The following is a 19374-nucleotide window of genomic DNA, read 5'->3' as shown; positions in this document are numbered from 1 at the left end:
CGCTGTCACCGGAATGGCGGAGAAAATCTTTATGAATCAGATGGCTGCGGAGCCGATGCCGATGCTTTTCGAATGAAAGTGAGAAAGCTCGGTTTTTGCGGCGGACGCCGGCGGGATGCAGCGTGCCCGCCGAGGCTCAGCGCGGGGCGCGCAGGCGGCGAGCGAAATCCAGGGTTTCGCCGGCGACGCGGACGCGGTCGGCCGGCGTCAGCATTAGCGTGTCGGTGACATGCACCGGCTGGGTGATGCGGGTGCGCAGTGCGGCATCGCGCACGTCGAGCACGAAGCCGTCTAGCAGCTCGCCGTAGTGGCGGGCGATCTCGTCGGCGCTCACCGAGATGCCGAGCTCGGCCATGATCTTGGCCGTCGGCCCTTTCACCGCGGCGCCGCCGACCAGGGGCGAGACGGCGACGACCGGCACGCCGGCCGCGCGCAGCGCTTCGCGCAGGCCGGGGACGGCGAGGATGGGGGCGATGCTGAGATAGGGGTTGGAGGGGCAGATCACGATCGCGCCGAGCGCGGGATCGGCCAGCACCTGCAGCAGCGCGGGGCAGGGGCTGGCCTTGTCGGCGCCGACGAATTCGATCGAGCGTGTGACTGGCCGGCATTGCAGGCGCACGAAGTAGTCCTGGAAGTCGAACACGCCCTCGTCGCTATGCACCCGGGTGCGCAGCGGCTGGTCGGACATCGGCACGATGGCGGCGGCGATGCCGAGGCGGCGGGCGAAGTCGCCGACGATCGCCGACAGCGGCTCGCCCGCGGCCAGGCGCCGGGTGCGCTCGACGTGGGTGGCCAGGTCGCCGTCGCCGAGGCGGAACCAGGTTTCGCCGCCGAGCCGCTCCAGCGCCGCCATGAAGGTCCAGGTTTCGTCGCGGCGGCCCCAGCCGGTTGCGGGGTTGGCCAGGCCGGCCAGGGTGTACAGCGCGGTGTCGATGTCCGGCGAGATGTGCAGCCCGAGGTGGCTGAAGTCGTCGCCGGTGTTGACGGCCACGCTCAGCCGGCCGTCGCCGACGGCCTGCATCAGCCCGTCGGCGAGCTTGGCGCCGCCGACGCCGCCGCTCAGGGCGAGGACGTGGGTGCCCCTCATCGGAACAGGTCCGATTCCAGCGGGCGCAGCAGCGCCCTGGCGTCGGCCAGCGGCGCGTCGGGCATGAAGCCTTGCGCCACCGCGACCGGCAGGCCTTCGCCGCCTTCGCCCATGACGACCGCCGCGCCGGCTGCGATCGCGTCGGCAAAGGCGGTCTGGGTGACCTGCAGCGTGCGGCCGTGGCGATCGTGGTCGCCGCGGCGGTCGATCAATGCCGGGATGCCGGCCGCGCCGAGCGCGACGTTGACCACACCGTTGCGCCAGGGGCGGCCGAAGCTGTCGCTGACGATGACGCCGGCGGCCTGGCCGGTCAGCGCCTGCAGCGCGTCGCGCAGCGCGGCCGCCGATGTGTGCGGGTCGAGCGGCAGCAGCAGCGCGCGTTCGCGGCCTGCTGCGGCGGGCACGTTCGACAGGTCGATGCCGGCGTTGGCCATCACGTAGCCGAGACGGTGGCGCACGATCAGCACGCCGGGCACGGCACGCAGTACGTCGCTGGATTCGGACAGCACCAGCTCGACGATGCGCGCATCCTTGCCGGTGACCGCTGCCAGCTCGCGCGCCCTGGCCGAAGGCGAGACTTCGTCCAGCCAGGCGAAGCGGCCTTCGGACTTCGAGACGATCTTCTGCGCCACGACGACGATGCTGTCCGCCGCCAGCGTGATGCCGTTTTGTGCCAGCGCGGCGGCGATCAGCGGCGCCAGCGCGTCGCCGGGCCGGATCTCCGGTAGGCCGGCAAGGGCGTCGAAACTCAGGCGGCGTCCCATGGCGGTATGCTCAGGCGCCGGCGTCCAGGTCGAGTTCGCCGGTGATGCACAGGCCGGCGCCGTCAACGCGGTAGGTCTTGTTCAGAAAGATCAGCACCGATGTCATCGCCTCGGCCGCCGCCGAATTGGCCAGCGCACCGCCGTGCAGGCCGCGCAGGCCGGCGGCATCGGCCAGGGCGACGACTTCGGCGCGGTCGTCCCTGTCGTCGCCGAACACCAGCACGTCGCAGGCGATGTGCTCGTCGGTGGCGAGCTTGTGCGCGGCGACGTTGTGGAAGGCCGACACCACGCGCACGGCTTCGCCCAGCGCCTGCTGGGCGCGCACCGCGGCGCTGCCTTCGGGCGGCAACTGAACCCGCATCACTTTCGGCGGCACCAGCGGCACCGTAGTGTCGATGAGGATCTTGCCGGCGGCGGCGTCGCGGATTTCGGCGAGGGTGGCGAGCTGCGAGGCGAAGGGCACGCTGACGACGATCAGCCCGGCGCGGGCGGCGACTTCGGCATTGCTGCCCGAACCGACTTTGGCGCCGGTCTCCGCCGCCAGCGCGGCGGCGGCCTCGGCGGCCCTGGCGGCATCGCGCGAGCCGATCGCCACGCGCAGGCCGGCCTTGGCCCAGCGCCGGGCGAGCGCGGCGCCCAGCTTGCCGGTGCCGCCGATGACGCCGATTGTCCGGGTGTTGTCGATGAGCATCTGTCCGTCTCCGTGGAAGTGGGCGCGGCGGCAGGAATGCCGGGCCGCGCGATGCTTCCTACGCTACGAGAGCGGGCAGGGGCGGAGCATCGTCCGATCGGACGAGAGCCGGCTCGGGTTCAGGAAGCGTTCAGGCTGCCGCTGCCGGCTTGCGCAGGCTGCCCGCCTGCAGGTGCTGACTCATGTCGCCGCGGAAATCCAGATGCCGGTAGTCGCGGGCGACGAACTGCCAGTTGCCGTCGACGCGGGCGAAGCGATCCAGGTAGCGGCCGCTGGCGATGATCTGCAGCGGCAGCGCGTCGGTGGCCTGCAGCACCGTGTAGCAGGAGCGTGCCTCGGCGGTGCCGGCTTCCTCGTCGATGTCGAGGATCGGGTTGCTGATCAGGTGCCGCGTGCGCGGCGTGCCGCAAGGGTAGATGACCAGGATGCGGCGCCACAGCGCCAGCAGCCCGTCGGCGTCGAGCGGCTCGCCGGCGCCCGCTTCGATGCGGGCGTGGCGGAACAGCGCGGCGGCGTCTTCCAGGCGGCCGCCGTCGATGGCTTCGGCGTAGCGGTACAGCAGGTTGCAGATTTCGGTGGCGGACTGGCTCATCGGAGGCTCCAGGGTGAGGGGTTCAGGCCGACAGGCCGGCGAGCATGCCCGACCGGACCGCGCCTTCGATGTAGCCGATGCGGGCGCCGTCGCCCACCGCGCTGACCGGCACGCCGGCGGCTTCGAGGCTGCGGGCGAGGCTGTCGTCGGGGCGGGCGCCGACCGCGAGCACCACCGATTCGGCGGCCAGTTCGTGGCGGTTGCCGTCGGCGTCGGTGTAGTGCAGCGTCTTCTTGCCGATCGACTCGATCTTCACCCGGGTGTGCAGGGCCACGTCGTGCCGGCGCAGGGTGTCGAGCACGCGCCAGCGGCGCACGATCGACAGTTCGCGGCCCAGGCTGGGGCCTTCTTCCAGCACCACGACTTCGCGGCCGCGATCGACGAGGAATTCCGCCAGTTCGAGTCCGACCAGGCCACCGCCGACGATCGCGACCTTCCTGCCCAGCGGCATCCACACCCGCGACAGGTTCTGGATGGCGTCGGTGCTGTCGGTGACGCCGACCAGGCTGCCGGCCTTCATCAGCGCGCGCTGGGTGAGCGACAGCTTCTGGCGGGCAATCTCGTCGGCGCGGTCGTCGGTCATCAGCCGCCGCAGTTCGTCGCCCGACCAGACGTGGCCGAGCTCGGCGCCGGGGATCGGCGGCGCGCTGCGTTCGGCGCCGGTGGCGACGACGACCGCGGTGGCGCCGATGCTGCGCACCAGCTCGGGCGTGGCGACGGTGTCCAGGCGCACGTCGATGTCCAGCTTCTTCATCTGCGTCGCCAGGTAGTCGAGCAGGGCGCCGTTCTCGGCATAGGCCAGCGCGGCGAAGAACAGCGTGCCGCCCAGGCGGGCGCTGCGCTCGACCAGGGTCACCTTGTGGCCGCGCAAGGCGGCGCTGCGGGCGGCTTCCATGCCGGCCGGGCCGCCGCCGACGACCAGCACGTGGCCGGGTTTCTCGGCCGGCAGCAGGCGGATTTCGGCTTCATGGCCGGTCATCGGGTTGACCGCGCATTTGACCCGCTCGTTGACGAAGATCTGGCTGACACAGGCGTAGCAGTAGATACAGGGACGGATGTCCTCGGGGCGGTCCTCGATCAGCTTGCGCGGCAGTTCGGGATCGGCCAGCAGCTTGCGCGCCATGGCGACGAAGTCGCACTGGCCGGCGGCGACGGCGTTGTCGGCGACTTCCGGTTCCAGGCGGCCGACGGCGATGACCGGGATCGCCAGCTTGTCCTTGATCTCGGCCGCCCACTGCAGGAAGCCCGCTTTCTGCTGCACCAGCGGCGCTTCGGTGAAGGCGACGCCGCTGCTGGTGTTGGCGTAGGCCGACACGCTGACTGCGTCGCAGCCAGCGGCTTCGGCCATGCGGGCGAAGGCCTTGGCCTCGTCCAGCGTGATGCCGCCTTCCATGTGCAGCTCGCAGGCGTCCAGGCGCAGCCACACCGGGTAGCCGGCGCCGACGCGGGCGCGCACCGCGGCGATGACTTCGAGCATGAAGCGGGCGCGGTTCTGCAGCGAGCCGCCGTATTCGTCGTCGCGTTTGTTGAAGTGGCCGGACAGGAAGCCGGCGATGATGTAGGTGTGGGCAGCGTGGAGCTCGACGCCGTCGAAGCCGGCGCGGCGGGCGCGCTCGGCGGCGGCGGCGAACCATTCCACCATCTGCGCGATGTCGGCCTTGTCCATGACGCGGATCTTGACGCCGGACTTCTCGCGGCTCTTGGACGAGCTGATGAAGGCGCCCAGCTCCTCCTGCGTCAGCGCGGCGAACATGTCGGTCTTCGTCGCCGGCGGCATCGACGGCACCCACAGTTCGCGGCCTGCGGCGAGGTCGCGGATCGAGCTCTTGCCGGCATGCTGGAGCTGGATCGCGATCTTGGCGCCGTGCTTGTGCACGCGCTCGGTGATGCCCTGCAGGCCGGGGATGAAGCGGTCGTCGGACAGCCCGACCTGGTAGGGTTCGGCGGTGCCCAGCGGATAGGCGATGGCGCCCACGCCCATGACGATCAGCCCGGCGCCGCCGGCGGCGCGCGCTTCGTAATAGGCCTGGATGCGTTCGCCGCAGGTGCCGTCGGCTTCGGCGAAGTTCGACCCCATCGGCGCCATGACGATGCGGTTGCGCACCTCCATGCTGCCGATGCGGCCGGGCTGCAGCAGATTGTCGAAAGCGCCCATGGTCTGCTTACCCCTCGGTCAGGAAATCGATGCAGCTGCGGTTGAACAGCTCGCGATGCTCGACCTGCACCCAGTGCCCGCAGCGGTTGAGCAGGATCATGCGCGCGTCGGGCGCGTTCTCGATCAGCTTCAGCGCGCCGGCGTGCGGGTTGAACTTGTCGTTGCAGCCCCAGAAACCGAAGATCGGCGCCTGGATCTCGTGCAGGCGTCCGGTCATGTTCGGCACCATCATGGTCGAGAACAGGTTGGCCGGCTGCGATGGCGCGATGGCGGCGCGCTCGGTGATGATGGTGTCGTCGAGCAGTTCCGGATCGAACACCTGCAGGCTCATGACGTGGCGCATCTCGGCCGGCCCCATCGGCCCCCTGGCGAAGGTCTCGACCATGCGCACGATGCCTTCCATGCGGAAATAGGTCTCGCGCTCCTCGACGCCGCCGGGCGCCATCAGGATCAGCCGCTCGACCGTGTGCGGATGCGCCAGCGCCTGGCCGAGCGCGATCGCGCCGCCCAGCGAATTGCCGAGCAGGGTGCAGCGCTCGACGCCGATGCAACGCAGGAAGGCGTCCAGGCTGGCGACGAAGAAATCGAGGTCGTAATGCACGTCCGCCGGCTTGTCCGAACGGCCGAAACCGGGCAGGTCGAGCACGATGTTGCGGAAGCCGGCGGCGGCGAAAGCCGGGTAGTTGCCCTTGAAGTTGCTGTAGCCGCTGGCGCCGGGGCCGCTGCCGTGCAGCCAGACCACGGCCGGCCCCTGGCCGACGTCGAGGTAGTGCAGGCGCAGGCCGTTGCCGAGTTCGGCGAACTGGCCGAGCGGGATGGGCAGGTCGGGTGAGTTCATCGGGATGTCTCCTGTCGATTCGGGGGCGCCGGGTGTTCAGGCGCGGGTTTCGGCGGCCTGCAGCGAAGCGCGCAGCTTCACCTGGCGGCGGTAGGCGGGAATGGCGATCGCCAGGCACAGCGAGGTCAGCGCATACAACCCGACCGTGCTGACCAGGGCCTGGCGCAGGGCTTCGGCGCCGGCCTTGGCGGTGAAGAAGTCGCTGAGGCTGCCGACGATGATCGGGCCGAGGCCGACGCCGAGCAGGGTCATGCCCATGACGAAGATCGAGGTCGCCTGCGCCATGCGGTTGGCCGGGAACAGGTGGCTGATGGCGCTGAAGCAGGGCGCGGCCCACCAGGTGCCGGCGAAGCTGAAGCCGAGGTAGAACAGGTAGGCCTCGGGTACCGCGATCGAGCCGAGATGGAAGGCCGTGCCCGCCGGCCACAGGTAGAAGGCCGCGGCCAGCGGCACGCTGACGAGGCAGGCGATCAGCGGCACGCCGAGCTGCCAGCCCGGATCGCGCGCCACCAGGCGGTCGGTGACGCTGCCGCACATCAGGGTGCCGACGGTGGCGCAGATGCCGCCGCCCAGGCCCACGAGCAGGCCGGCGTGCTGCATGTTGAGGCCGTGCGAGCGGATCAGGAAGCTCGGGTTCCAGGTGCCGAAGGCATAACCCATGACGGCCGCCAGCGTGCCGGCCAGCACGATCAGCAGGAAGGCCGGGGTGGCGAGCAGCTCGCGCAAGGTGTCGCGCCAGTTTTCCTTCGCGCCGCTGGCTGAAGCGGCGGGCGCCGGCGCGGCCGGGCTGCGCACCGTCAGCCACAGCAGCAGGCCGAGCAGCACGCCGGGCGCGCCGATGATCAGGAAGGCGCTGCGCCAGCCGTAGGTCTGGGCGATCCAGCCGCCGAGGCCGAGGCCGAGCACCGCGCCCAGGCTCGGCCCCATCAGGAACACCGACATCGCCCGCGAACGCTGCTGCGGCGGATACATGTCCGACACCATCGCCACCGACGGCGCGGTGCCGCCGGCCTCGCCGACCGCGACGCCGATGCGGAACAGCAGCAGCATCATGAAGCTGGTGGCCACGCCGCACAGCATGGTCATGCCGCTCCAGGCGATGCAGGCCAGCGCGATCACCGGCTTGCGGCCGATGCGGTCGGACAGGCGGCCGAAGGGAAAACCGAACACCGTGTAGAAGATCGCGAACGCCACCCCCGACAGCAGGCCGATCTGGGTGTCCGAGATGCCGAATTCGAGCTTGATCGGTTCGATCAGGATCGAGATCACCAGGCGGTCGATGTAGTTGAAGACGTAGATGACCGCCAGTACCGACAAGGCGTAATGGGTGTGCCAGGTGATGCGCTGCGGGTGGCCTTGGCTTGCGTTCACGAACTGCCTCCTCGGCAAGGTTCCGGAATGAAGGCGGAGCGGCGCCGCCTCGAAGTGCTGCGTATCGTCGGTGCCCGCCCGGTGCGCGGCATCGTCCATTCAGACGACGGCGCGCCATGCCGCCAAGCGGCCGCGAAGCCGCCGGCATGGGCCGAGTCCGCCGGCATTAGTCTTAGTGGACGATGTCCTGTCTCCTCAAGCCGAGAAAACTGCGTTCCACATGGCCGGTCGTCCGCCGCGAGGGCGGGCCCGGAACGGACATACGCAAGGAGGCGAGAGATGAGTTTTGCGGACAAGGTGGTTTTCGTGACCGGGGCCGGGCAGGGCATGGGGCAGGCGATCGTGCAGCATTTCGGCGCTGCCGGGGCGAAAGTCGTCGCGGCCGACATCAATGCCGATGCCGCCGCCGCGGCCGTGGCCGGGTTCGGCGACAGGGGGCTGGCGCTGGCCTGCAACGTGGCCGAGCCGGCCTCGGTCAAGGCTGCCTTCGCCGCCGTCGTCGGGCGTTTCGGCCGTGTCGATGTCGTCGTCGAACAGCGCGGGTATCGGTTCGGTCGATGCCTTCCTCGACACGCCGGACGACAACTGGCTGCGCGTCGTCGGCGTCAATCTCACCGGCACCTTCCTGTGCTGCCGCGAGGGCGCGCGCCTGATGCAGCAGGGCGGGGTCAAGGGCGCGATCATCAACGTGTCGAGCACCGCGGCGATGTCGGGCGAGGGGCCCAGCCACTACTGCGCCTCCAAGGCCGGGGTGATGGGGCTGACGCGCAGCATCGCGCGCGAGCTTGCCGCCAGCGGCATCCGCGTCAACACCATCGTGCCGGGGCCGACCAATACGCCGATGATGGCCGGCATCCCCGACGAGTGGATGCAGTCGATGATCAAGGCGATCCCGCTCGGCCGCATGTGCGAGCCGGAGGAGATCGCGCGCGTCGCGGCCTTCCTCGCCAGCGAAGACGCCGGCTTCATCACCGGGCAGAACATCGCCGTCAACGGCGGCATGGCCTTCATCTGAGCAGCGGCATGACGACTCCAATGCCTTCGGCCCCGGCCGACCTGCTCGCGCGCATCGACCGCCTCGAATCGCTCGATGCCATCCGCCAACTGGCCGGCAAGTATTCACTGTCGCTCGACATGCGCGACCTCGATGCCCATGTGAACCTGTTCGCGCCCGACATCCGCGTCGGCCGCGAGAAGACCGGGCGCGCCCACCTGAAAGCCTGGGTGGATGACACCTTGCGCAACCAGTTCTCGGGCACCTCGCACCACCTCGGGCAGCACATCATCGAGTTCTCCGATCCGGATCACGCCACCGGCGTGGTGTATTCGAAGAACGAGCACGAGACCGGCCCGGAGTGGGTCGTCATGCAGATGCTGTACTGGGACGACTACGAGCGCATCGACGGCTGCTGGTATTTCCGTCGCCGCCTGCCCTGCTACTGGTACGCCTCCGACCTCAACAAGCCGCCGATCGGCGACCGCAAGATGCGCTGGCCGGGACGCGAACCCTACCAGGGCACGTTCCATGCGCTGTTCCCGTCCTGGCAGGAGTTCTGGGCCCAGCGGCCGGACAAGGACAGCCTGCCCGAAGTGGCCGCGCCCGCGCCGATGGAGAAGTTCCTGGCGACGATGCGCCGCGGTACCCCCGATCCCCGGATCCGCGTGCGCTGAAGCGGCGCGCGTTCATCCGACGAACAAGCTGGAGAGGCAGATGCCCGAATCCAAGCCCTTCAAGAGCCCGGCCGGCGGCGTCGTGCCGCGCGACGAAACCCAGGCCAAGCTGGACGTCCGTTCGCGCGCGGCGATGCAGATCAAGCCGGGCGACCTGTATACCGTGGCGGACCGCGTCGAGGAACAGGCCGCCAGACTCGGCGGCAAGGACTTCCTCATCTACGGCGGACAGCGTTTCAGCTATGCCGAACTGGATGCGCGCGCCAACCAGGTCGCGCACGCGCTGCATCATCGCGGCCTGCGTTGCGGCGACGTCTGCGCGCTGGCGATGGAGAACCGGCCGGAATTCTTCTTCTACTGGTTCGGCCTGGCCAAGCTCGGCGCCGTCGTCGCCGTCATCAATACCCAGGTCAGCGGGCGACCGCTGGTGCATGCGCTGGAGGTGGTCAAGGCCAGCGCGGTGATCGTCGGTGAGGAATGCCTGGCCAACTTCGCCCTGACCGAAGGGCGGCCGGAACAGCCGCTCTACCTCGTCGCCGATGCCGAAAAGCCGGCCGAGACCGAACACCGCAGCATCGTGTCGGCCGACATCAGCGCCGAAGTGGCGGCGGCGCCGCGCACCGCCTTCCCGCGCGAGGGCCGCGCCGGCGTGCGCGCCGAGACGACGATGCTGCTGATCTTCACCTCCGGCACCACCGGCCTGCCCAAGGCGGCGCGCTACAGCCACATGCGCTGGATGTCGTCGGGCGACGTCATGGAAGTGACGCTGGACGCCGGCGGGCACGACGTCTTTTATTGCTGCCTGCCGCTGTATCACGGCGCGGCCGCCACCTCTGTCACTTCGACCGCATTGAAGGCCGGCGCCAGCATCGTGCTGCGGCGCAAGTTCAGCACGCGCGAGTTCTGGCAGGACGTGCGCCGCAACCGCATCACCGTGGTGCAGTACATCGGCGAGATCTGTCGCTATCTGCTCAACGCCCCGCCGCAGCCCGAGGATCGGGACCACAGTCTGCGCTGCATGCTGGGCGCGGGCCTGACGCCCGAGAGCTGGGGGCGCTGGATCGAACGCTTCGGCGACGTGCAGATCTTCGAGGGCTGGGGCTCGACCGAGGCCAACACCGCGGTGATCAACATCGACAATCATCCCGGCTCGGTCGGCCGCATCCCCTACTGGGAAAAATCCAATTTCCGCCTGATACGCTACGACGTCGAGACCGACAGCCACCTGCTCGACGCCGACGGCCGCTGCATCCTGTGCAAGCCGGGCGAGGTCGGCGAAGGCATCGGCTTCATCGTCGATCATCCGGAGATCGGCGCCGGCCGCTTCGAGGGCTATACCTCGGCCGAAGCCACCGAGAAGAAGATCCTGCGCAACGTCTTCGTCGATGGCGATGCCTACTGGAGTTCCGGCGACCTGCTGCGCTACGACGAAGAAGGCTATTTCTACTTCGTCGACCGCATCGGCGACACCTTCCGCTGGAAGAGCGAGAACGTGTCCACCGCCGAAGTGGCCGACGCGCTGGCGGATTATCCGGGCATGGAGCTGATCAACATCTACGGCGTGCAGGTGCCGCAGCACGAAGGCCGCGCCGGCATGGCGGCGATCGTGATGCAGCCCGGCCACGTGTTCGATCCCAGGCTCTTCTACGAGCTGACCGAGCAGCGGATTCCGCGCTACGCGGCGCCGCAGTTCGTGCGGGTGTCGAGCGTCGCGGACCTGACGACGACCTTCAAGCTGCGCAAGGTCGACCTGCAGCGCCAGGGCTACGACCCGGCGGCCTTCGACGATCCGCTCTACGTCCGCGACGAGAAGGCCGGCACCTATCAGCCGTATTCCGAGGAAGCGCTGAGGAATGCGGGCCTGCCGCCCTTCGCCTGAAGGCTGGCGGGCAGCTTTCGCTGCGCGACAAGGAGCCTGCGGGCTCCTTTTTTTTCGTGCTCTTCGCAATCTAGTCCTTTTGGACGATGAGCGTCTTGCGCGCCGCGCGCATTCTCCGGTTCACGCAGGAGGAGGCAGCCGGATGGCAGTCGCGGCAAAGCGGCGTCGTACCGGAACCCTGCGAGACCCCAGCGCGGACCGCGCATCGCAGGAATGGAGGAGAGGCACATGGTCATCACCAAAGTCGTCGTTCTGAGTGCCGCCCTGAGTGGCATCGCAGGTTTTGCAACCATGCTCGACGAAGGGCATGGGCGCGTGGTCGATTCGCTGGTGCAGATGCCGGCGGCCTGTCAGCTTGGTGAAGCGCATTGCCAGCATGCCGGCTCGCCTGCCAAGGCTTCGACCACCCAGTTCTTCGCGATGCTGTCGTCGCACTGAATTCAGCCGCACTGCGCCGTGCCGCCCTGGCATGGCGGAGCATGAGGCAGTTCCGAAGCATCTCCCGCGTCCCCGCGCTGCCGCTGCAGCCGCGGGGTTTGGCGCTGGGCCGGCGTGCGGCGGCCGCAGGTGCGCCGTGCGCCGGGAAATCGTCCATCAGCGCACTCGTTCGCTCCGCCTAGTCGATATGAACGATTGTCGCCGCCGGCCGCTGTGGCATCGTGGCAGCCAATGCAGGGCCGAAAGCGGCCCCGATCAGCGAGGTGAGGAAGCATGGGTCTGAAAGGAAACGCAGCAATCGTCGGCGCCGCGCAGTACAAGCCCGAAAAGTACGCGACTGCGCCGCGCATGTTCCACCTGGAGCAGGTGGCCGACCTGGCCGGCCGCGCGCTGGCCGACGCCGGGCTGAAGGCGTCCGACATCGACGGCCTGGTGGTGCATGGCCCGCAGTTCCACGAAGCCCAGGTGTTCGTGCCGGCGATGGCCGCCGAATACCTGGGGCTGTCGCTCAACTTCGCCGAAGTCGTGGACCTGGGCGGCTGCTCGTCGGTGGCGGCGGTATGGCGCGCGGCGGCGGCGATCGAGCTGGGGCTGTGCCAGGCCGTGCTGTGCGTGATTCCGTCGCGCATGGCACCGTTCAGCCCCGACGAGGACCCGAGCTGGATGGCGCGGGCGATGCGCTTCGGCGGCCACAGCACCGCTTTCGGCGCGCCCGAGGCCGAATTCGACCTGCCCTACGGCCACATGGGCCAGAACACCGGCTACGCGATGATCGCCCAGCGCTACGCCGCCAAGTACGGCTACGACCCGGTGGCGATGGCCAAGATCGCGGTCGACCAGCGCACCAATGCGCTCGCCAATCCGGACGCCAGCTTTTTCGGCAAGCCGCTGACGATCGAGGACGTGCTGGCCAGCAAGATGGTGGCCGAGCCGCTGCGGGTGCTGGAGATCGTGATGCCGGTGGCCGGCGGCGCGGCGGTGATCGTCGCCTCGAAGGAAGTGGCGGCGCGGGCGAGGAATCGCGGCGCCTGCGTCACCGGCTTCGGCGAGCACCTGTCGTTCAAGTCGCCGACCTACGCCGCCGAGATGACCGACACGCCGATCGGCCCGGCGGCCGAGCGCGCCTTCGCCATGGCCGGCATCAAGCGCAGCGACATCCACGCCGCGCAGATTTACGACTGCTATACCATCACCGTGCTGCTGACGCTGGAAGACGCCGGCTTCGCGCCCAAGGGCGAGGGCATGCGCTGGGTGCGCGAGCACGACCTGAGCTACAAGGGCGACTTCCCGATGAACACCCACGGCGGCCAGTTGAGCTTCGGCCAGAGCGGCACCGCGGGCGGCATGTCGCAGGTCATCGAGGCCTTCCACCAGATCGCCGGCCGCGCGGGCGAGCGCCAGCTCGAACGCTGCGACACGGTGTTCGTATCCGGCACCGGCGGCGTGATGAGCGAGCAGGGCGCACTGATTCTCCAGGGAGCATGACGAGCATGTCGAGCAACAAACCGATGCCGACGCCGACCGGGATTTCGGCGCCGTTCTGGAACGGCCTCAAGGAAGGCCGCGTGACCATTCCGCAGTGCCAGTCCTGCGGCCACTGGATCTTCTTCCCGCGCCGCCATTGCGACAAGTGCTGGTCGCAGGATCTGGAATGGAAGGAAGTGAAGGGCACCGGCACGCTCTACACCTACACCCTGACGCGTGTGCCGACGATGCCCGACTTCGCCGACGAGATGCCGCAGAAGATGGCGGTGGTCGAGCTCGACGAAGGCGTGCGCATCAACACCACGCTTATCGGCCTCGACGAAGCCGAGATCGCGGTCGGCATGCGGCTCAAGCCGGTGATCGACACCGTCGCCACGGACGGCACCGCGCTGCTGCGCTTCACCGCCGCGGACAAGGATTTCCCGGCGCGCATCGACAGCACGCCGGCTGCGCTCGCCGCGGCCGCCGAGCAAGCGGCTGCAGCAACGGCGACGGAACCCAGGCGCCAGGTGCGCTTCGACGACGAGGCGGCGATGCAGGCCCTGGTCAGCGAGGAGTACTCGCCGTGGAGCAACCAGGTCGTCGTCGATCAGGCGCTGATCGACGAGTTCGCCCGGCTTTCCGGCGACGACTACTGGATTCACACGGACCCCGAGCGCGCGAGCAAGCAGAGCCCTTTCGGCGGCACCATCGCCCATGGCGCGCTGGTCCAGGTGCTGCAATCGCGGCTGCGCATATCGCTCGATTTCGAGGTCACCGGCTTCAACAACATGCTCAATTACGGCTCCGACCGCCTGCGTTTCCCGGCACCGGTGCCCGCCGGCTCGCGCATCCATGCGCGCTCGCGTGTGAAGGCGGTGCAGAAGCTGCCCAAGGGCACACAGATGACCATGGAGATCGTCACCCACGTCGTCGGCAGCGAGCGGCCGTCGGTGATCAATGATCTGGTGATCCTGTACATGTGACTTCGTCGTCGCGCTGATTTCTTCCCGTGTCTCCTCTTTGTCGCCGCCTCTCCCGCCAGGGAAGGCGGTTTTTTTTGCCTTCCGTGTTTGCCCTCCGCTTGCGCGAGGAGTGGCGGCGGCTTAATCAATTCTGGTGATGGCGGATGGAGGGCCCGCACCTAAGGTGGATGCCGGTGCCGCCGCGTGCGCCGTCCATGTCCATTCACAGGGGGGAAATCATGCAGAACGTGCAACCGGCGCTGTCGTCGCCGTCTTCGGGGGTGGTCATCACCGGCGGAGCATCGGGTATCGGGCTGGCGTCGGCGCGCGCGCTGGCCGCGGTGGGGCGCGCGGTGGCGATCTGGGATCTGGACCGGCGCCGGGCGCAGGATGCGGCGGCGGCGATCGCCGAGGAGTTCGATGGCGTCCGCACGCTCGGCCTGGGCGTCAACGTGCGCAGCCCGCAGGCGATTGCCGACGCCGCCGGGGAAACGCGGCAAGGCCTGTCGTCGATCGGCGGCATCGTGCATTGCGCCGGCATCGTCGACACCGGTTCGCTCGAAGGCGTGACGCTCGAAAGCTGGGCCGACGGCATGGACGTCCATCTGCGCCCGATCGTGCTGCTGCTGCAAGTCTTCCTTGACGACCTGAAACGGCAGCCGGGTTCGGCGGTGGTGGCGACCGCGTCGATCAACGCCACGCTCGGAAATGGCATCAATCCGGTCTATTCGGCGGCAAAGGGAGGCGTGCTGTCGCTGGTGCGCTCGCTTGCCGACCGGCTGGCGCGCGACGGCATCCGCATCAACAGCGTGTCGCCGGGGCAGATCGAGACGCCGATGACCCGGCCGGCGATCGAGGCGCTGGCGCCGGGTTTCTTCGAGCGGCGCATCCTGCTGCAGCGCATCGGCGCCGCCGAGGAAGTGGGCCGGGTGGTGCGCTTCCTGCTGTCCGACGAGGCCAGCTACATCACCGCCGCCGAGATCGTCGTCAACGGCGGCAACATCTCCTCGCAGCGCTGAAAGCCTGCCCCGCCGGCCGGCGGGGCAGGCTGGCCTCATTCCAGGAACAGGTAGTCCGCGCCGTCGGGCTGCGCGGTGCGCCTGGCGAATTCGTCGTAGCTCCAGGGCCAGCTTGCCGGCACGCCGGTGGCGTCGAGATACCAGCTCGAACAACCGGAGGCGAAGATCGTGTGGCTGGCGGCGGCGATGCGTTCGGCTTCGTAGCCGCGCATCGTCTCCTCGCGCAGTTCGACCTCGGCGTACCGGCCGCCGGCGAGCGGCGCGAGCAGTTGCTCGATGTAGGCCCACTGGCGCTCGGCGATGTCGATCAGCGAGAAGTTGCCGACCGGCCCGGTGGGGCCGTTGAGCATGAAGAAGTTCGGGAAGGCCGGCATCGCGATGCCGAGATAGGCCGCGGGCCGGGGCGACCAGAAGGCGTTGAGTTCGGCGCCGCCGCGGCCGCGTACCTGCATCGGGCGCACGAAGCGGTCGGCCTGGTAGCCGGTGGCGAGTACCAGCACGTCGGCGGCCTTCAGGCTGCCGTCGCGCATGCGCACGCCTTCGGGCTCGATGCGGTCGATTTCGCCGATCACCGCTTCGACGCCGGGCTGCTGCAGCTTGTCGTAGTAGTCGGGCGAATAGATCAGGCGCTTGCAGGCGGCGCGGTAGCGCGGGCGCAGGGCTTCGCGCAGTTGCGGATCGCGCACGCTGCGTTCGAGGTTGTCGCGGACGATGGCCTCGATCTGCTGGATCTCGGGCGAGTCCTTGTCGATGATGGCTTCGGTGAAGCGGCGCACCAGGCCGGTGTACTGCTCGCCGTAGCGCATCTCGTCGATCAGGCCGGGGTCGGCGCGGAAGGCGGCGCGCTGCTCGTCGGTGTAGGGCTCGTTGGGCATCGGCATGATCCACTGCGGTGTGCGCTGGATGTGGAACAGGCGTGCGGCGCGGCCGGCGAGCGCGGAGATGATCTGCACGCCGGTCGAGCCGCTGCCGACCACGGCGACGCGGCGGCCGTCGAGCGGCACCGAATGATCCCAGCGCGCGGAATGGAAGGCGTCGCCGGCAAAGCGCTCGAGGCCGGGCAGCGCCGGCATGTTCGGATGGTGCAGCACGCCGGTGGCGGCGACGACGACGTCGAAGTTTTCTGCCTTGCCGTGGCTGTCGGTCAGTGTCCAGCGGCGCCGTTCGTCGTCGAAGACGCAGGTCGTGACCGCGGTGCTGAAGCGGATCAGCGGCGCAATGCCGTGCCCGCGGACGACGTTCTCGAAGTAGCGCTGGATTTCCGCGCCGGGGGCGAGGAAGCTGCTCCATTCCGGGTTCGGCGCGAAGGAGTAGGTGTAGGCGTGCGCAGGCACGTCGCAGGTCAGGCCGGGGTAGGTGTTCTCGCGCCAGGTGCCGCCGATGCGGTCGGCCTTTTCGAACACGACGACTTCGTGGCCGCAGGGCTTCAGGCGGATGGCGGCGAGGATGCCGGCCATGCCGGCGCCGATGACGGCGATGCGCAGGCGGCGGGTGGCCGGGGCAGTCGGGGCGTAGACGGGGGCGAAGCTGGGTGGAGTGGCGGTGTCGGTGCTCATGCGTGTCTCCAGATCGGGGCAGGGCGTGCTTTCAGGCCGCGAAGGCGGCGCGCAACTGGGCGGCGGCGAAGTCCAGCGCCTCGTCGGCGGCGTCGAGCGCGCCGAGCAGGCTGGCGAAACCGTGGAACTGTCCCGGCCAGCGCCGCAGCGTGGCCGGCACGCCGGCAGCCGCCAGCGCCCGGGCATAGGCTTCGCCTTCGTCGCGCAGCGGGTCGAAGCCGGCGGTGATCACGGTCGCCGGCGGCAGGTTGGCAAGCGAGGCGGCGCGCAGCGGCGAGGCGCGCGGATCGAGGCCGTCCTCGGGGCGCGCCAGGTACTGGCGCCAGAACCAGGCCATCAGCGCGCTGCCGAGCATCGGCGCGTCGTGGTGTTCGTGGTGCGAGGGGGTATCGCAGGCGCTGTCGGTGGCAGGGTAGAGCAGCAGTTGATGCACGAGCTTCAGGCCGGTTTCGGCGCTCAGGCGGGCGGCGACGGTGGCGAGCGTGGCGCCTGCGCTGTCGCCGGCGACGGCGATGCGCGCGGGGTCGGCGCCGAACGAGGCTGCCAGGCCGTGAACAGCCTGCACGGCCGCGACCGCATCGTCGCAGGCAGCGGGAAAGCGGTGCTCGGGGGCGAGGCGATAGTCGATCGACGCGACCAGTGCGCCACTGCGTGCAGCCAGCCGGGCGCAGATGTTGTCGTGGGTGTCGAGGCTGCAACTGACGAAGCCGCCGCCGTGGAAGTAGGCCACCAGCGGCAGCGTTCCCGCCTCCGCTGCGGGTGGGTAGTAGAGGCGGGCCCTGAGCGGAGCCACGGGACCGGGCAGCACGATGTCGCTGCGTGCCACGTCCGGCTCGGCCACGGCAGGTGGCGGCGCCATCGCGGCGAGGGCGGCCCGGTAGCTCGGGACGTCGAGCGTCGTGGGGTCGGCACGGGGCAGGGCGGCGAGCTGGTCGGCGATGGCCTGGGCTTGCGGGTCGAGACGCACTGGAAGCTCCTTGAGGCAGGGGTGTCTCGAAGCATTATTCGCATGCGGCCGGCACGGTCATCGTGCAAATTGTTTAGGGTGCCGGGCTTTTTCGGAGAAGAGCGGCCGGTCTGCCGCCGGATCTAATCCATTCTGGTGATGAGGCGGTGGGCACGGCCGTGGCAGAGTCGGCGCCAGAAAGGATTCCTGGCACGGCCGCCGATGCAGCGGCCGTCATGCACAGACCACCGATAGAGGGGACGATGACGAAGGACGAAAGCGGCGCACGGCCGTCGCTGACGCCGCTGCCGCCCGGCTTGCGGGTGCCGCTGCGTGCGCTCGACCCGGGCGGACGGGATGCGCTGTTCCAGCGCGCCGCGCTGGATTTCGGCGATTACGACCGCCTGGTGGCGATGACCTATTCCGGCACCCAGGAGGATGTGCCGTGGATGCGCCTGCTCGAAACGCTGCGCAGGCAGTTGCAGGCCAACTACGTCACGCTGATCCTGCGCTCGCAGCGCGAGGGCCAGCCCTTGCAGGTGGTGTTCGCCGGCGAGGCGCGGCCGGCGATCGTGCAGCCCTACGAAGCTGAATTGGCCGCGGTCGATCCCTTCGTCAACCTGCCGCGCGACCGCACGGTGATGCTCGACGAGCTGATCGACGAGGAAGCCTGGCAGGCCAGCAGCTATTACCGTTCCTTCCACGAACCGCTGAACCTGCGCTACCACATGGGCGCCGACATCGGCATGGAGGCCGAACCGGCCTGTCGCCTGCGCGTGTCGCGCCCGCACGGCGCCGAACGTTTCGGCGAACGCGAGCGCGCGCTGTGCAACCTGCTGCTGCCGCATCTGCTCGCCGCCGTGCAGTTGCGCGCCAGCCTGGACATCGCCGAGGTCGAGCGCCATTTCTACGTCGGCATGCTCGACCGCCTGTCGGTGGGCGCGGTGCTGCTCGACCGCGATGGCCGCATCCTGCGGCTGAACCAGGTGGCGGGCGACATCCTCGCCCGCCGCGACGGCCTGGCGATCGTCGGCGGCAGCCTGGCCGCCGCGCTCAACGGCGAGAACCGCGAATTGCGGCGGCTCGTCGGCGAGGCGATCGCCGCCGCCGGCCGCCACATGCCGGGCGTCGTCGCCGGCATGTCGGTCAGCCGGCCCTCGGGCGGCAGCCCGCTGGGCGTCGCGGTACGGGCGGTGCCGCCGACCGAGTGGTCCGAGCCGTCGAGCCGGCCGGCGGCGGCCGTCATCATCCGCGATCCCGACATGCGCGTGCTGGCGGTGGACGACCAGCTCAAGCGGCTGTACGGCCTGACCTCGGCCGAAGCCGCGCTCGCGCTCGAACTGATGGCCGGCAATACCGTCGATGAGGCCGCGCGCAACCTGGGCGTCAGCCGCAATACCGCGCGCTGCCAGATCCGCGCCATCTTCGCCAAGACCGGCGTCACCCGCCAGGCCGAGCTGCTGCGCGTGCTGCTCAGCGGCGTCGCGCCGCTGGCCTGAGCGCCGCCGGCTCCGCTTTTCCATCGCGGCCCGTCAAGAGGCCGTTTTTTTCTCGAAGCAGACCAAAGGAGAAGCCGTTCATGAAGCGTTTCGACAACAAGGTGGTGCTGGTGACCGGAGCGGCGCGCGGCCAGGGCGAGGCCGAAGTGCGGCTGTTCCATGCCGAAGGCGCGCGCGTGGTGATCGCCGACGTGCTCGACGACGAGGCGGCCCGGCTTGCCGCCGAACTCGGCGAGGCCGCGCTCGCGGTGCGTCTGGACGTTGCCGATGCCGCGCAATGGGCGGCGGCGATCGAGGCCACGCTGGCCCGTTTCGGCCGCCTCGACGTGCTGGTGAACAATGCCGGCATCCTGCGCTGGGGGCGCATCGAGGACATGAGCCTGGAGGAATACCTGCAGGTGATCGGCGTGAACCAGACCGGCTGCTGGCTGGGCATGAA

At 69.4% G+C, this 19374-nt stretch carries 17 protein-coding genes and 2 pseudogenes; 10 read left to right on the top strand and 9 right to left on the bottom strand.

All coding sequences use genetic code 11. From position 1 onward, the window contains the following. Nucleotides 1-136: 136 nt before the first annotated feature. The 7 genes from cofD to QM748_RS10550 all read right to left on the bottom strand — a co-directional run bounded on the left by cofD (nucleotide 137) and on the right by QM748_RS10550 (nucleotide 7498). Nucleotides 137-1087, bottom strand: a complete 951-nt coding sequence (cofD, locus tag QM748_RS10580) for a 2-phospho-L-lactate transferase (protein WP_415246936.1) — start codon at nucleotides 1085-1087, stop codon at nucleotides 137-139. Beyond that, nucleotides 1084-1851, bottom strand: a complete 768-nt coding sequence (gene cofE, locus QM748_RS10575; RefSeq protein WP_415246935.1) for a coenzyme F420-0:L-glutamate ligase — start codon at nucleotides 1849-1851, stop codon at nucleotides 1084-1086. The genes cofD and cofE overlap by 4 nt, the downstream gene beginning before the upstream one ends. A 10-nt stretch (nucleotides 1852-1861) precedes the next feature. Next, entirely contained in the window at nucleotides 1862-2542 is a 681-nt protein-coding gene (gene npdG / locus QM748_RS10570; protein ID WP_415246934.1) for an NADPH-dependent F420 reductase, read from the bottom strand. A gap of 130 nt (nucleotides 2543-2672) precedes the next feature. Further along, nucleotides 2673-3134 carry a nuclear transport factor 2 family protein gene (locus tag QM748_RS10565; protein WP_415246933.1) on the bottom strand — a complete coding sequence of 154 codons (462 nt, stop codon included), beginning with the start codon at nucleotides 3132-3134 and terminating at the stop codon, nucleotides 2673-2675. 22 nt (nucleotides 3135-3156) lie between these two features. Further along, a complete protein-coding gene (locus tag QM748_RS10560; protein WP_415246932.1) occupies nucleotides 3157-5289 on the bottom strand; it encodes an FAD-dependent oxidoreductase in 2133 nt (710 codons plus the stop codon). 7 nt (nucleotides 5290-5296) lie between these two features. After that, nucleotides 5297-6127: an alpha/beta fold hydrolase gene (locus QM748_RS10555; RefSeq protein ID WP_415246931.1), complete on the bottom strand. Its 831-nt coding sequence runs from the start codon at nucleotides 6125-6127 to the stop codon at nucleotides 5297-5299. 36 nt (nucleotides 6128-6163) lie between these two features. Continuing rightward, entirely contained in the window at nucleotides 6164-7498 is a 1335-nt protein-coding gene (locus tag QM748_RS10550; protein ID WP_415246930.1) for a spinster family MFS transporter, read from the bottom strand. Here QM748_RS10550 and QM748_RS10545 point away from each other — a divergent pair. The 8 genes and pseudogenes from QM748_RS10545 to QM748_RS10510 all read left to right on the top strand — a co-directional run. Continuing rightward, nucleotides 7451-7984, top strand: a pseudogene (locus QM748_RS10545) (SDR family NAD(P)-dependent oxidoreductase); the annotation flags it as partial. The gene QM748_RS10550 and the pseudogene QM748_RS10545 overlap by 48 nt on opposite strands. Nucleotides 7985-8018: 34 nt before the next feature. Beyond that, nucleotides 8019-8513: an SDR family NAD(P)-dependent oxidoreductase gene (locus tag QM748_RS10540; protein ID WP_415246929.1), complete on the top strand. Its 495-nt coding sequence runs from the start codon at nucleotides 8019-8021 to the stop codon at nucleotides 8511-8513. 8 nt (nucleotides 8514-8521) lie between these two features. Next, on the top strand, nucleotides 8522-9169 hold the full coding sequence (locus QM748_RS10535) for a nuclear transport factor 2 family protein (protein ID WP_415248053.1): 648 nt from the start codon (nucleotides 8522-8524) through the stop codon (nucleotides 9167-9169). Nucleotides 9170-9209: 40 nt separating this feature from the next. Beyond that, complete coding sequence (locus tag QM748_RS10530; protein WP_415246928.1) at nucleotides 9210-11048, top strand: long-chain-acyl-CoA synthetase; 1839 nt, start codon at nucleotides 9210-9212, stop codon at nucleotides 11046-11048. 228 nt (nucleotides 11049-11276) lie between these two features. Next, nucleotides 11277-11486 carry a hypothetical protein gene (locus QM748_RS10525; RefSeq protein ID WP_415246927.1) on the top strand — a complete coding sequence of 70 codons (210 nt, stop codon included), beginning with the start codon at nucleotides 11277-11279 and terminating at the stop codon, nucleotides 11484-11486. 273 nt (nucleotides 11487-11759) lie between these two features. After that, entirely contained in the window at nucleotides 11760-12971 is a 1212-nt protein-coding gene (locus QM748_RS10520) for a thiolase family protein (RefSeq protein ID WP_415246926.1), read from the top strand. Between the two features lie 5 nt (nucleotides 12972-12976). Continuing rightward, complete coding sequence (locus QM748_RS10515) at nucleotides 12977-13936, top strand: OB-fold domain-containing protein (RefSeq protein ID WP_415246925.1); 960 nt, start codon at nucleotides 12977-12979, stop codon at nucleotides 13934-13936. A 218-nt stretch (nucleotides 13937-14154) separates the two neighbouring features. After that, nucleotides 14155-14934 (top strand): SDR family NAD(P)-dependent oxidoreductase, encoded by a 780-nt coding sequence (locus QM748_RS10510; protein WP_415246924.1) that lies wholly within the window; start codon nucleotides 14155-14157, stop codon nucleotides 14932-14934. 35 nt (nucleotides 14935-14969) lie between these two features. Here QM748_RS10510 and QM748_RS10505 read toward each other — a convergent pair whose 3' ends face one another. Continuing rightward, nucleotides 14970-16490 carry a flavin-containing monooxygenase gene (locus tag QM748_RS10505; protein WP_415246923.1) on the bottom strand — a complete coding sequence of 507 codons (1521 nt, stop codon included), beginning with the start codon at nucleotides 16488-16490 and terminating at the stop codon, nucleotides 14970-14972. Nucleotides 16491-16521: 31 nt separating this feature from the next. Next, complete coding sequence (locus tag QM748_RS10500) at nucleotides 16522-17457, bottom strand: alpha/beta hydrolase (protein WP_415246922.1); 936 nt, start codon at nucleotides 17455-17457, stop codon at nucleotides 16522-16524. A 242-nt stretch (nucleotides 17458-17699) separates the two neighbouring features. On the opposite strand from QM748_RS10500, the gene QM748_RS10495 reads away from it, so the two are divergent. Together QM748_RS10495 and QM748_RS10490 are read left to right on the top strand one after the other, a co-directional pair. Next, a complete protein-coding gene (locus QM748_RS10495; protein ID WP_415246921.1) occupies nucleotides 17700-18935 on the top strand; it encodes a helix-turn-helix transcriptional regulator in 1236 nt (411 codons plus the stop codon). An 80-nt stretch (nucleotides 18936-19015) separates the two neighbouring features. Next, a pseudogene (locus QM748_RS10490) lies at nucleotides 19016-19360 on the top strand (SDR family NAD(P)-dependent oxidoreductase); the annotation flags it as partial. Between the last annotated feature and the right edge of the window lie 14 nt (nucleotides 19361-19374).

It is taken from the genome of Thauera sp., assembly GCF_047601425.1.
GTDB lineage: Bacteria > Pseudomonadota > Gammaproteobacteria > Burkholderiales > Rhodocyclaceae > Thauera.
The sequence above is the reverse complement of the archived record's forward strand: the minus strand, read 5'-3'. Positions and strand labels throughout refer to the sequence as shown.